The organism is Streptomyces sp. NPDC043908, assembly GCF_056435525.1.
This window is the reverse complement of the sequence record NZ_JBWKEI010000005.1, coordinates 24,969-37,387: the sequence shown is the minus strand read 5'-3', so window position 1 is coordinate 37,387 and position 12,419 is coordinate 24,969. Positions and strand designations below refer to the sequence as shown.

Sequence of the window (12,419 nt, the reverse complement as noted above, 5' to 3'; positions counted from 1 at the left end):
TGACGGGCACGGGGGGCGCGGAGCGTCTCGGTGAGGCGCGGTGGCCGGGCGACGGGAGGACGGTCACTTGGCGGCTCGCTTCTCCTCGACGAGCGTGACCACGCACTCGATGACCTGGTCGAGGGTGAGCTCGGTGGTGTCCACCTCGACGGCGTCGGCCGCCTTGGCCAGCGGGGACGTCTTGCGGCCGGAGTCGGCCGCGTCCCGCTTCAGCAGGGCCTCGCGGGTGGAGGCGACGTCCACGCCCTTCAGCTCGCCGCTGCGGCGGGCGGCGCGCGCCTCCGGGGAGGCGGTGAGGAACACCTTCAGGTCGGCGTCGGGCAGCACGGTCGTGCCGATGTCCCGGCCCTCGACCACGATCCCGGCCGCGGCGGAGGCCGCCGTGTCCCGCTGGAGCTGGGTGACGAGCGCCCGCACCTCGGGGACGGCGCTGACCGCGCTGACCTTGGCGGTGACCTCCTGCGTACGGATCGGGCCGGAGGCGTCGAGGCCGTCGACGGTGATGGTCGGCGCGTTCGGGTCGGTGCCCGAGACGATGACCGGCTTGGCGGCCGCGGTCGCGATCGCCGCCGGGTCGTCGGTGTCGATGTCGTTGGTGAGCATCCACCAGGTGATCGCCCGGTACTGGGCGCCGGTGTCCAGATAGCTCAGCCCCAGCTTGGCGGCGACCGCCCGGGAGGTGCTGGACTTGCCGGTGCCGGACGGGCCGTCGATGGCGACGATCACAGCTGCCGGGGCGGTCCGGGCGGCGCTTTCCACGGTGACGGACACCTTCCTGGTACGGGGACGGGGTGGGCGGGCAGGCATCCGCCCCCACACAAGGTTACTGGCTCATACGTGCGCCCAGATCCCCGCCCGCCCGGCGCCCCGGGCCGGGGTCACCGGCGGATCGCCCAGCCCCGCTCCCGCAGCGACGCCGTCAGGCCCGGGGCCGCGGCCGGCTCGACCATCAGCTGGACCAGTCCGGCCTGCTGGCCGGTGGCGTGTTCGATGCGCACGTCCTCGACGTTGACGCCGGCGCGGCCCGCGTCGGCGAAGATCCGGGCCAGCTCGCCGGGCTGGTCGCTGATGAACACCGCGACGATCTCGTAGGCGGTGGGGGCGGTGCCGTGCTTGCCGGGGACGCGCTCGCGGCCGGCGTTGCCGCGCCGCAGCACGTCCTCGACGCCGGCCGCCCCGCCGCGCCGCTTCTGCTCGTCGGAGGACTCCAGGGAGCGCAGCGCCCGTACGGTCTCGTCCAGGTCGGTGGCGATGCCGGCCAGGACGTCCGCGACCGGGCCCGGGTTGGCGGAGAGGATCTCCACCCACATCCGGGGGTCGGAGGCGGCGATCCGGGTCACGTCGCGGATGCCCTGCCCGCACAGCCGTACCGCCGTCTCGTCGGCCTCCCGCAGCCGGGCGGCGACCATGGACGACACCAGCTGGGGGGTGTGCGAGACGAGCGCCACCGCGCGGTCGTGGGCGTCGGCGTCCATCACCACGGGCACCGCGCGGCAGAGCGCGACCAGCTCGAGGGCGAGGTTGAGCACCTCGGTGTCGGTGTCCCGGGTCGGGGTGAGCACCCAGGGGCGTCCCTCGAAGAGGTCGGCGGTGGCGGCGAGCGGGCCGGAGCGCTCCTTGCCGGACATCGGGTGCGTGCCGAGGTAGGCGGTGAGGTCGCAGCCGAGCGCCTCCAGCTCGCGGCGCGGGCCGCCCTTGACGCTGGCGACGTCGATGTACGCACGGGCCGCGTCCGAGCGGATCGCCTGCTCCAGGGTGGTCGCGACGTGGGCGGGCGGCACGGCCACGATCACCAGGTCCACCCGGCCCGCGGGCGCCTCGTCGGTCCCGGCGCCGAGCGCGGCCGCGGTCCGGGCCTGGGCCGGGTCGTGGTCGGCGAGGTGGACGGTGACGCCGCGTGCGGCGAGGGCCAGCGCGGCGGACGTACCGATCAGGCCGGTACCGATGACGAGTGCGGTCCTCACGGAGAGTTCCTTGCGAAGTGCGGCGGCTGCGCCGGGGCGGACGGGCGGGCTTGCCCGTTCAGCCTAGTCAAGCCGCCGGGTGGTGGCCGCCGCCGGAAGGGCCGTGCGGTAGAACGGGCCCATGATCTTCCATGTGGTGCCCGCGCCGGAGTGGGGCGCCGGACCGGGCCCGTACGCCCCGGCGTCCCTGGCGTCCGAGGGCTTCGTCCACTGCTCGGCCGACCGCGCGTCCGCGCTGGAGGTGGCGAACGCCCACTACGCCCACGACCCCCGGTGCGCCGACGCGCCGGGTCCGCTCCTGCTGCTGGGGATCGACGAGACGCGCCTGGACGCCGAGGTCCGCTGGGAGGGGGCGTTCCCCCATGTGTACGGGCCGGTCGGGCGGGAGGCCGTGGTGGAGGCGGCGGAGCTGCGCCGGGACGGGGGCCGGTGGGTTGCGCCCTAGACCGGGGCAGGTGGGTCGCGCCTCAGACCGGGACCGGTGGGTTGCGCCATAGGGCGTACGGCACGCGCGCGTCACGGAATTCTCCGCCGGGTTGCACCAGGATGCTGCCCATGACGACGCCAACCTCCCGCCGCGCGGTGCTCGCGGTGGCCGCGGGCACGGCCGCGCTGGCCGGCTGCGGCAGCAGCGACGACAAGGACAGCGGTACGGACGCGACGCCCACCGGCACGGCGACCTCTCCCCCGGTCGCGTTCGCCCCGGACACGCCCCGCCCGTCCTCCGCGTCGCCCGGCGGCGCCGTCCTGGCGAAGACGTCGGACATCCCCGTGGGCGGCGGCAAGGTCTTCGCGGACCGCAAGGTCGTGGTCACCCAGCCCGAGGCGGGCACCTTCAAGGCGTTCTCGGCGATCTGCACCCACCAGGGGTGCACGGTCAAGGACGTCTCCGGCGGGACGATCAACTGCCCCTGCCACGGCAGCAAGTACCGCGTGGCCGACGCCTCGGTGGCGGCGGGACCGGCGCCCCGGCCGCTGGCGGCGGAGCGGATCACGGTCGAAAAGGGTTCGATCCACCTGGCCTGACCGGCCACAATCGGCGGATGACACCGCCCGAGCAGCTGGTCCGCGACCACACCGTGTACTCCTGTGTGATGGGGTCGCGCGCCTTCGGCCTGGCCACGTCGGCGAGCGACACGGACCGCCGGGGCGTCTTCGTGGCCCCGACCCCGCTCTTCTGGCGCTTCGAGAAGCCGCCGACGCATGTGGAGGGCCCGGCCGAGGAGCAGTTCAGCTGGGAGCTGGAACGCTTCTGCGCACTGGCCCTGCGCGCCAATCCCGGCATCCTGGAGTGCCTGCACTCACCGCTGGTCGAACGGATCGACGACACCGGCCGCGAACTCCTGTCGCTGCGCGAGGCGTTCCTCTCCCGTCGCACCCACACCACCTTCACCGCCTACGCGCTGGCCCAGCGCAAGAGGCTGGAGGCGGACGTCCGCCGCCACGGCGCCCCGCGCTGGAAGCACGCCATGCACCTGGTGCGCCTCCTGACGAGCTGCCGCGACCTGCTGCGCACCGGCGTCCTCACGATCGAGGTGGGCCCCGAGCGCGACCGCCTCCTGGCCGTCAGACGCGGCGAGGTCCCCTGGCCCGAGGTCGAGGCCTGGATGACCCGCCTCGACGAGGAGACCACCCGCGCCGCGTCCCGCACCCCCCTTCCCGAAACCCCGGACGAGGCCCGCGTGGCGGACTTCCTGTTCCGGGTACGCCGCACCTCAGCCCTCCGGCCGCACCCGCACGACGAAACCGTGCGGCGCGTCGCGCCCGGTGGCGTCCCGGGGCGGTAGCGCACGCTCCCGGTCCCGGATCAGGAGTCCCAGAGCGCTCCCAGCGTCAGCAGTTCGCTCCGGTACTCGATCCGCTCCGCCCACTCCTTCGGCCAGGCCTCGGCTCCTCGGTGGGCGCCCGCGAAAGCGCCGGTCAGGCAGGCTATGGAGTCCGAGTCGCCCTTGGTGCAGGCCGCCCGGCGCAGGGCCGTGAGCGGGGCGTCGGGAAAGAGCAGGAAGCAGACCAGCGCCGTGGCCAGGGCCTCCTCGGCCACCCAGCCGTCGCCCGTCTCCAGGCACGGGTCCGTCTCCGGCGACGGGTTGCGCAGGGCCTTCAGGACCCGGTCCAGGGCGTCCAGGCACTCGTCCCAGCCGCGTGCGATGAAGGCCGCGGGCGACTCGTCGTGGGCGCGGGTCCACAGGTCGCCCAGCCAGCGGTCGTGGTAGCGGGTGCGGTTCTCGTAGGCGTACGAGCGCAGCTGGCCGACCAGGCCCACCGGGTCGGCGCCCTGGGCCAGCAGGAAGACCGCGCGGGCGGTGAGGTCACTGGCCGCCAGGGCCGTGGGGTGGCCGTGGGTGAGGGCCGACTGGAGCTGGGCCGCGCCCGCCCGCTGCTCCTCGCTCAGGCCGGGCGCCAGGCCGACCGGGGCCACCCGCATGTTCGCGCCGCACCCCTTGGAGCCGAGCTGGCTCGCCTGCTGCCAGGGCAGTTCGCTGTCGAGCAGCCCGCAGGCGACCATGCAGGTGCGGCCGGGGGCCCGGTTGTTCTCCGGGGAGTGGTACCAGCGGACGAACCCCTCGCGCACCGGCCGCTCCAGGCGGCGCGGGCCGAGCAGGCCGCGGTCCATGGCGGCCCGGATGCCCTGGCCGACCGCGAGCGTCATCTGGGTGTCGTCGGTGACGACCGCCGGCGTCGGCAGCCGCATCTCCCGCCAGGGACCGCACTTGGCGAGGATCGCGGGCACGCCGATGAACTCGGTCGGGAAGCCCAGCGCGTCCCCGAGGGCGAGCCCGATCAGCGAGCCCGTCGCCGCCTGCTTCGCCCGGCTGTTCACGCGAGTGGTCATGAGGGTCGTCCTTCCGGCCGCAGGAGCGGGGGGTGCAGCGCGGTCGCCGCGCCCGCCCGGTACAGCGCGGCCGGCTTGCCCCGGCCGCCGGTCAGACGCGCGGCTCCCGCCACCGGTTCGACGAAGCCCGGTGTGGCGAGGACCTTGCGTCGGAAGTTGGGGCGGTCCAGGGCGGTGCCCCAGACCGTCTCGTAGACCTGCCGGAGCTCGCCGAGGGTGAACTCGGGCGGGCAGAAGGCGGTGGCCAGGCAGGTGTACTCCAGCTTGGCGCCGATCCGCTCGCGCGCGTCGGCGACGATCCGCTCGTGGTCGAAGGCGAGGCCCTCGTACGCCCCGAACGGCACCCACTGCGCGTGCGCCGCGTCGCCGCCGCCGTGCGGCTCCGGCAGGTCCGGTACGAGCGCGGTGTAGGCGACGGAGACCACCCGCATCCGGGGGTCGCGGTCGGGGTCGCTGTAGGTGCGCAGCTGCTCCAGGTGCAGGCCCGCGACCACCTCGTCCGGCAGCCCGGTCTCCTCGGCCAGCTCGCGCCGCGCCGCCTGCCCGGCGCTCTCGCGGGGCAGCACGAAACCGCCCGGCAGCGCCCACTCCCCCTTGTAGGGCTCCTCGCCGCGCCGGATCAGCAGGAGGTGCAGACCGCCGTCGCGGACCGTGCAGACGGCGAGGTCGACGGTGACCGCGAACGGCTCGAAGGCGTACGGGTCGTAACCCTCCGGCGCTCTGGCCGGGCCCCCCGCGCTCACCACCGGCCCCCGGGCGGCGCGTCCACGCGGCCCCGGGCGCGCGGGGAGCGGACCGACCGGACGACACGGGCGCGCGGATGGACCTCGGCCATCCGGCGCGCCCGCGTCCGGGCCGCCACGAGTTCCCCGGCCGCCGTGCACACCATCACGGTCAGCGCCTCGCAGCGGTCCTCGGCGGTCCGTACGAGGTGGTGGTGGCCCGCGTGCGGCGGGCGGAACGTGCCGATCACGAGACCGTGCCCGTACCGCTCCACCGCCGCCACCCCCTCCCGCCGCACCGTCGCTTTTTAATAGTCAGGATGACTATAAAGGCGCCCGGGGGGCGCGCACAACAGGCGTGCGCATGCAACCGTGGGGGCGCACGGCGCCCGAGCGGGCGCGCCTACCCAGCGGTCCGCAGCCGGCGAGCCCCCGGACAGCCGACGCGCCCCCCGCACAGCGGCGAGCCCGGCCCCCGTCGGTCAGGGGCCGGGCTCGGTACCGGGGTGCGGAGGGCGGTTACAGGCCGACCTCGCGCATCAGCATGCCCACCTCGGTGTTGGTGAGGCGGCGCAGCCAGCCGGACTTCTGGTCGCCGAGCGCGATCGGGCCGAAGGAGACCCGGACCAGCTTCTCGACCGGGAAGCCGGCCTCGGCCATCATGCGGCGCACGATGTGCTTGCGGCCCTCGTGGAGCTCGATCTCCACCAGGTAGTTCTTGCCGGTCTGCTGGACGACCCGGAAGGCGTCCGCGCGCGCGTAGCCGTCCTCCAGCTGGATGCCCTCCTTGAGCCGCTTGCCGATCTCGCGCGGCAGCGGGCCCGTGATGGCGGCCAGATAGGTCTTCTTCACGCCGTACTTGGGGTGGGTGAGACGGTGGGCCAGCTCGCCGTGGTTGGTGAGCAGGATGATGCCCTCGGTCTCGGTGTCGAGCCGGCCGACGTGGAAGAGGCGGGTCTCGCGGTTGGTCACGTAGTCGCCCAGGCACTGGCGGCCGTCCGGGTCCTCCATGGTGGAGACGACGCCGGCGGGCTTGTTCAGCGCGAAGAACAGGTACGACTGGGTGGCGACAGTCAGGCCGTCCACCTTGATCTCGTCGTGCTCGGGATCGACGCGCTTGCCCTGCTCCAGGACGATCTCGCCGTTGACCTCGACGCGGGCCTGCTCGATCAGCTCCTCGCAGGCGCGGCGCGAGCCCATGCCGGCGCGGGCGAGCACCTTCTGCAGCCGCTCACCCTCCTGCTCGGCGCCCGGGAAGGTCTTCGGGGTCTTGATCTCGGGCTTGTCCGCGTACCGGTCGCGGTTGCGCTGCTCGATCTTCGCGTCGAGCTCGCGCGGGCGGGACTGGCCCATCCGCTGCCCGTGCGGGCCGCGGCGCACCGGGGTGCCGCCCTGGGGCGCCTTGGGGCCGCCCTTGGCGCCGCCGCGCGCCGCCGCGCCCCGGCCGCGGGGGGCGCCACCCTTGTCGGAGCCGCCCACCTCGTAGGTGCGCTCCTCGGGGCGCAGCGGACGCGGCTTGCCGCTGCCGCTCTGGCGCGGGCCGCCACCCTGGCGCTGGCCTCCGCCGCCCTGGCGCTGGCCGTCCCGGCCACCGCCCGCGCCGCCGCGGCCGCCGCCGCTCCGGGCGCCACCGCCGCTGCTTCCGCGGCCGCCGCTGTTGCCACCACGGCTCCCGCCGTTGTTTCCGCTGCTGTTACTGCCGCTGCTTCGCATCAAATTTCCGTCTTGTCGTCTGCGTGGGTTTCCGGGGCGTCGGGCGCGTCCGGATCGAACGACGGCACACCCTCCAGGGTCTCGGCCTCGATCGCGTCCGCCTCCGGAAGGAAGGGCGCGAGCTCCGGGAGTTCGTCCAGACCGCGCAGGCCCATCCGCTCCAGAAAGTAGTTCGTCGTCCTGTACAGGATCGCACCTGTTTCGGGTTCCGTGCCCGCCTCGTCGACCAGACCGCGCTGGAGGAGGGTCCGCATGACCCCGTCGCAGTTCACTCCGCGCACCGCCGAGACCCGCGACCGGCTCACCGGCTGGCGGTACGCGACGACGGCCAGGGTCTCCAGGGCCGCCTGGGTGAGCCGCGCCTGCTGCCCGTCCAGGACGAAGCCCTCGACGGCCGGGGCGTACTCGGCCCGGCTGTAGAACCGCCAGCCGCCCGCCACCAGCCGCAGCTCGAAACCGCGGCCCTGGACGGTGTACTCGTCCGCCAGCTCGCGCAGGGCGTCCGCCACGGCCCGCCGGGGCCGCTCCAGCACCTTGGCCAGGTGCTCCTCGGTCGCCGGCTCGTCCACGACCATGAGGACGGCCTCCAGGGCGGGCTTGAGCGCGAGCTCCACCGCCGCGCCTTCGGGGGCTTCCCGGATCACGCCGTCTCCACCTCCACCACTCGGTCGAACTCGTCCGTGACGGCGGTCCCCGCCCCGTCCCCGCCGCTCCAGCGCACCATCAGCTCGCCCAGCGCCTCGTCCTGGTCCAGGACGACGGCCTTCTCCCGGTAGAGCTCCAGCAGGGCCAGGAAGCGGGCGACGACGGTGAGGGTGTCCGGCGCGTCCTGGGTCAGCTGCTGGAAACTGGCGTCCCCGGCCTCCCGCAGCATCGCCACCACGACGGCCGCCTGCTCCTGCACGGAGACGAGCGGCGCGTGGATGTGGTCCACGTACACCTGGGGCCTGGCCTTCGGCTGCATGGCCTTGACCGCCAGCTTGGCGAACCCGTCGGGGCCGATGCTGATGACGACCTCGGGCAGCAGCTCCGCGTGGTGCGCCTCAAGCCCCACGGTACGGGGGTACCGGCGCGCCTCGCTGTCGAGCCGCTCGCTGAAGATGTCCGCGATCCGCTTGTACGCGCGGTACTGGAGCAGCCGCGCGAAGAGCAGGTCGCGCGCTTCGAGGAGCGCGAGGTCGGCCTCGTCCTCGACCTCGGCGGCGGGCAGCAGCCGGGCCGCCTTGAGGTCGAGCAGGGTGGCGGCGACGACGAGGAACTCGGTGGTCTGGTCGAGGTCCCAGTCCGCGCCCATGGCCCGGATGTGGGCCATGAACTCATCGGTCACCTGGGAGAGCGCGACCTCGGTCACGTCCATCTTGTGCTTGGAGATGAGCTGGAGGAGCAGATCGAAGGGCCCCTCAAAGTTGACGAGCCGAACGGTGAACCGCCCGTCACCGACCCCGGAACCATCGACCTCCGCCCGCACCCCCACGGGCGCCGAACCATCGACCTCCGCCCGCACCCCCACGGGCGCCGAACCATCGACCTCCGCCCGCACCCCCAGGGGCGCGGGGAACTGCGCGACCGGCCCAGGACGGCCCGCAGCCGCCGACGAGAGGTCCGGCGCCTCTACGGGGGCAGGGGCGGGGTCCGGGGGCGCAGCCGCCGAAGGGGTGCGCGGGCGGAGCCCCGCGGGGCCCGGGGGCGCAGCCCCCGGGAGAACCTCCTCCGCCACTCCCCCGGCCGCCCGCCCAGGGCTTTCGGGAAGGGGCGGGGTGGGGGAGAAAACCCCCGGCCCCCGCCCGAGCGCACGCCGACCCCCCCGCGCGGCGGGAGCGTCCGGTTCACGGTCGGCGGTGGGCAAGAGTCGTTCCAGGGGAGTGCGGAGCGGGCGGTACAGGGCGCGCGGCGAAAGCCGCAGGCTAGCCGCTACCGCCCCCGCAGACGCCGTACGAGAATGCTCGCGTCGCCCCGGGACTCCAGATCCGCGAGGACGACGGCGACGGCCTCGCGCACGATACGGCCCCGGTCCACGGCGAGCCCGTGCTCCCCGCGCAGGACCAGGCGCGCGTGCTCCAGGTCCATCAGCTCCTCGGCGGACACGTACACCGTGATCTTCTCGTCGTGCCGCTCGCGCCCGCTGGGCCGCCGGTTGGCCGCCCGGGCCCGCCGCCGCTGCTGAGCGGTTCCCGAGCCGGTGCCGGAACCGGCCCCGCCCGCCGCCGGAGCACCCGGGCGGCCGCCGGCGGCCTTCGCCGCCTCGGACGCCGCGGCGCCCCGGCTGCGCGGCTCGCCGGACGCCGGCTCCTCCTCCGCGGCCGAGTGCTCGGCCCGCCCCGCGGACTCCTCCGCGGCGGGGTCGCTCTCGCCCGCGGGTCCGGGCACCTTCGCCTCGCCGTTGGTCCGCCTCGGGGTGGAGGACTGGAGTGCCATTCCTCCGGTCGTACGGAACAGTTCGTCGGCCCCGGGCAGACTCACTCGGCGTGACACCGGGCGAGCACCTCCCTGGCGAGCTGGCGGTAGGCGGCGGCGCCGACGGAGTTGGACGCGTACGTCGTGATCGGCTCACCGGCGACCGTGGTCTCCGGGAAGCGCACGGTCCGGCCGATCACCGTGTGGTAGACGTGGTCGTCGAAGGCCTCGACCACACGGGCCAGGACCTCGCGGCTGTGCACCGTGCGCGAGTCGTACATGGTCGCCAGGATGCCGTCGAGCTCCAGGTCGGGGTTGAGCCGCTCCTGGACCTTCTCGATCGTCTCGGTCAGCAGGGCGACACCGCGCAGCGCGAAGAACTCGCACTCCAGCGGCACGATCACCTTGTGAGCGGCCGTCAGGGCGTTGACGGTGAGCAGACCGAGCGAGGGCTGACAGTCGATCACGATGTAGTCGTAGTCGGCCATCAGGGGCTTCAGGGCGCGCTGGAGCGTGGACTCCCGGGCGACCTCGCTGACCAGCTGCACCTCGGCGGCGGAGAGGTCGATGTTGCTCGGCAGCAGGTCCATGTTGGGAACCGCGGTCTTGAGCAGCACCTCGTCGGCCGACATGCCCCGCTCCATGAGCAGGTTGTAGACCGTGAGGTCGAGCTCCATCGGGTTCACCCCGAGGCCCACCGAGAGGGCGCCCTGCGGGTCGAAGTCGACGAGCAGCACGCGGCGCCCGTACTCCGCGAGCGCGGCACCCAGGTTGATGGTCGACGTGGTCTTGCCGACGCCGCCCTTCTGGTTGCACATCGCGATGATCTTCGCGGGACCGTGGTCGGTCAGCGGACCCGGGATCGGGAAGTACGGCAGCGGCCGTCCGGTCGGGCCGATCCGCTCGCGGCGCTGGCGTGCGGCGTCGGGTGCGAGGGTGGCCGCGTACTCGGGGTCGGGCTCGTACTCGGCGTCGGGGTCGTAGAAGTGCCCCTGGGGCACGTCCTCAAAGTCGGCGAGAGCAGCGGTGTCCCGGCCACTCTCGTTGCCGGCCATGGCGTTCACGTGTAGGCCGTCCATCATCCGTGGGGCTGTCGTCATGTGCGGGGTGGTTGCGAAGGCGCGGACCGCGACGGAGCCGACAGCCTCAGCAGGCCCCGAAGGGCCATGGCCCCGTGCGGGCATCCCTGGTTGACCACCTCCGGGAGTAAATGTCGACTCATTCACAAGTCGTCTTACCTCCTTGGAAGTGACCAGGAAACTTTATCGATAGGTCAGCGTGGCACCATGCCGACGGTTGGCGACTCTATGGCGTGTCACCGGTCCGCAGCAACACAATCCGCCGGACCCGGCCGGATGTGTCGGCAACCGAACACCGCTCTGTCAAGGGCGTACGGGCATCAGAGCGCGGGTTTCAGGGGTGCGCGAAAAGGTTAAAGAGTTACGTTCGAGGCGAGTTGAGCGAGCCTGCCGCACTCCGGGGAAAGTGTCGCGATACACATCCGGCCGGACCTTGGGTCGACAAGGTCCGGCCGGGTGCGTCAGGTTGACGACGGGCATTGACGAACCGTTTCGTCAGGGCGTCGTCACGGCGTGTCGGATCAGCCGAGGAGCGTGCTCAGCTCGACGGTCTCCAGGCCGTGGGCTTCGGCGACCGGGCCGTAAACGACCTGGCCGTCATGGGTGTTGAGGCCCAGGGCGAGCGCCGGGTCGCGGCGCAGCGCCTCGGCCCAGCCGTTGTTCGCCAGCGACACGATGTAGGGCAGCGTGGCGTTGGTGAGGGCGTAGGTGGAGGTGTTGGGCACCGCGCCCGGCATGTTGGCGACGCAGTAGAAGACCGAGTCGTGGACCATGAAGGTCGGCTCGGCGTGGGTGGTCGGACGCGAGTCCTCGAAGCAGCCGCCCTGGTCGATCGCGATGTCGACAAGGACACTTCCGGGCTTCATCTTGGCGACGAGCTCGTTGGTGACCAGCTTCGGGGCCTTGGCGCCCGGGATGAGGACGGCGCCGATGACGAGGTCGGCCTCGATGACGGCCTTCTCCAGCTCGTAGGCGTTGGAGACGATCGTCTGCACCTTGGTGCCGAAGACCTTGTCGGCCTCGCGGAGCTTGTTGATGTCCTTGTCGAGCAGGGTCACGTGGAAGCCCATGCCGACGGCGATCTGCGTGGCGTTCCAGCCGGAGACACCGCCGCCGATGACGACGGCGCGGCCGGCGTGGGTGCCGGGGACGCCGCCGGGGAGCACACCGCGCCCGCCGACCGAGGCCATCAGGTGGTAGGCGCCGACCTGCGGGGCCAGCCGGCCCGCGACCTCGGACATCGGGGCGAGCAGCGGCAGCGCGCGGTTCGCGGTCTCCACCGTCTCGTACGCGATGGCGGTGGTGCCGGACTCCAGCAGGGCGTCCGTGCACTCGCGGGAGGCGGCGAGGTGCAGGTAGGTGAAGAGCGTCTGGTCCTTGCGGAGGCGGTGGTACTCCTCCGCGATGGGCTCCTTGACCTTCAGCAGCAGGTCGGCGGCGGCCCACACCTCGTCGGCGGTGCCGAGGATCTCGGCGCCGGCGGCCACGTACTCGGCGTCCGTGATCGACGAGCCGACACCGGCGTTGCGCTCGATGACGACCTGGTGGCCGTGGCGCACCAGCTCGTGCACGCCGGCGGGGGTGATGGCCACCCGGAACTCGTTGTTCTTGACCTCGCGGGGGATACCGACCTTCACGTCGATCACGGTCCTTGGCTCAGGGGACGAAGGGGGTGCAATACATACATACCCGGATGCACCAAGGCGCACCGGGA

General features: G+C 73.3%; 14 protein-coding genes. 3 read left to right on the top strand and 11 right to left on the bottom strand.

Features of this window, described 5'->3' with window-relative positions; translation table 11 throughout:
* Positions 1-63: 63 nt before the first annotated feature.
* Complete coding sequence (gene cmk, locus AC069K_RS13005) at positions 64-771, bottom strand: (d)CMP kinase (RefSeq protein WP_365106017.1); 708 nt, start codon at positions 769-771, stop codon at positions 64-66.
* A gap of 107 nt (positions 772-878) precedes the next feature.
* Positions 879-1,964 (bottom strand): prephenate dehydrogenase, encoded by a 1,086-nt coding sequence (locus tag AC069K_RS13000; RefSeq protein WP_365106019.1) that lies wholly within the window; start codon positions 1,962-1,964, stop codon positions 879-881.
* A gap of 121 nt (positions 1,965-2,085) precedes the next feature.
* Here AC069K_RS13000 and AC069K_RS12995 point away from each other — a divergent pair, with 121 nt between their 5' ends.
* From AC069K_RS12995 to AC069K_RS12985, 3 genes are all read left to right on the top strand, one after another.
* Positions 2,086-2,409, top strand: coding sequence for a DUF952 domain-containing protein (locus AC069K_RS12995; protein WP_365106022.1), 324 nt, complete (start codon positions 2,086-2,088; stop codon positions 2,407-2,409).
* A 110-nt stretch (positions 2,410-2,519) separates the two neighbouring features.
* Positions 2,520-2,990, top strand: coding sequence for a Rieske (2Fe-2S) protein (locus AC069K_RS12990; protein ID WP_358836637.1), 471 nt, complete (start codon positions 2,520-2,522; stop codon positions 2,988-2,990).
* Between the two features lie 17 nt (positions 2,991-3,007).
* Positions 3,008-3,751, top strand: coding sequence for a nucleotidyltransferase domain-containing protein (locus AC069K_RS12985; RefSeq protein ID WP_478615295.1), 744 nt, complete (start codon positions 3,008-3,010; stop codon positions 3,749-3,751).
* Positions 3,752-3,771: 20 nt separating this feature from the next.
* On the opposite strand, the gene AC069K_RS12980 is transcribed toward AC069K_RS12985, so the two are convergent.
* The 9 genes from AC069K_RS12980 to ald all read right to left on the bottom strand — a co-directional run bounded on the left by AC069K_RS12980 (position 3,772) and on the right by ald (position 12,342).
* Entirely contained in the window at positions 3,772-4,797 is a 1,026-nt protein-coding gene (locus AC069K_RS12980) for an ADP-ribosylglycohydrolase family protein (protein WP_365106028.1), read from the bottom strand.
* Positions 4,794-5,540, bottom strand: a complete 747-nt coding sequence (locus tag AC069K_RS12975; RefSeq protein ID WP_365106031.1) for an NUDIX hydrolase — start codon at positions 5,538-5,540, stop codon at positions 4,794-4,796. The genes AC069K_RS12980 and AC069K_RS12975 overlap by 4 nt, the downstream gene beginning before the upstream one ends.
* A complete protein-coding gene (locus AC069K_RS12970; protein WP_478615292.1) occupies positions 5,537-5,818 on the bottom strand; it encodes an adenylyltransferase/cytidyltransferase family protein in 282 nt (93 codons plus the stop codon). Before AC069K_RS12970 ends, AC069K_RS12975 begins: the two co-directional genes overlap by 4 nt.
* Before the next feature lie 220 nt (positions 5,819-6,038).
* Positions 6,039-7,232 (bottom strand): pseudouridine synthase, encoded by a 1,194-nt coding sequence (locus tag AC069K_RS12965; protein ID WP_358991147.1) that lies wholly within the window; start codon positions 7,230-7,232, stop codon positions 6,039-6,041.
* Positions 7,232-7,807 (bottom strand): SMC-Scp complex subunit ScpB, encoded by a 576-nt coding sequence (scpB, locus tag AC069K_RS12960; RefSeq protein WP_365106083.1) that lies wholly within the window; start codon positions 7,805-7,807, stop codon positions 7,232-7,234. Before scpB ends, AC069K_RS12965 begins: the two co-directional genes overlap by 1 nt.
* Positions 7,808-7,872: 65 nt before the next feature.
* Positions 7,873-9,078, bottom strand: a complete 1,206-nt coding sequence (locus AC069K_RS12955; RefSeq protein ID WP_478615289.1) for a segregation and condensation protein A — start codon at positions 9,076-9,078, stop codon at positions 7,873-7,875.
* Between the two features lie 65 nt (positions 9,079-9,143).
* On the bottom strand, positions 9,144-9,704 hold the full coding sequence (locus tag AC069K_RS12950; RefSeq protein ID WP_365106036.1) for a hypothetical protein: 561 nt from the start codon (positions 9,702-9,704) through the stop codon (positions 9,144-9,146).
* On the bottom strand, positions 9,689-10,810 hold the full coding sequence (locus tag AC069K_RS12945) for a ParA family protein (RefSeq protein WP_358835639.1): 1,122 nt from the start codon (positions 10,808-10,810) through the stop codon (positions 9,689-9,691). Before AC069K_RS12945 ends, AC069K_RS12950 begins: the two co-directional genes overlap by 16 nt.
* A 416-nt stretch (positions 10,811-11,226) precedes the next feature.
* A complete protein-coding gene (gene ald / locus AC069K_RS12940) occupies positions 11,227-12,342 on the bottom strand; it encodes an alanine dehydrogenase (protein ID WP_358835646.1) in 1,116 nt (371 codons plus the stop codon).
* Positions 12,343-12,419: the final 77 nt, after the last annotated feature.

Coding starts and splice junctions, on each gene's coding strand:
- AC069K_RS12995 (WP_365106022.1), top strand. CDS start 2,086: ATGATCTTCCATGTGGTGCCCGCGCCGGAGTGGGGCGCCGGACCGGGC.
- AC069K_RS12990 (WP_358836637.1), top strand. CDS start 2,520: ATGACGACGCCAACCTCCCGCCGCGCGGTGCTCGCGGTGGCCGCGGGC.
- AC069K_RS12985 (WP_478615295.1), top strand. CDS start 3,008: ATGACACCGCCCGAGCAGCTGGTCCGCGACCACACCGTGTACTCCTGT.
- AC069K_RS12980 (WP_365106028.1), bottom strand. CDS start 4,797: ATGACCACTCGCGTGAACAGCCGGGCGAAGCAGGCGGCGACGGGCTCG.
- AC069K_RS12965 (WP_358991147.1), bottom strand. CDS start 7,232: ATGCGAAGCAGCGGCAGTAACAGCAGCGGAAACAACGGCGGGAGCCGT.
- scpB (WP_365106083.1), bottom strand. CDS start 7,807: ATGGTCGTGGACGAGCCGGCGACCGAGGAGCACCTGGCCAAGGTGCTG.
- AC069K_RS12945 (WP_358835639.1), bottom strand. CDS start 10,810: ATGCCCGCACGGGGCCATGGCCCTTCGGGGCCTGCTGAGGCTGTCGGC.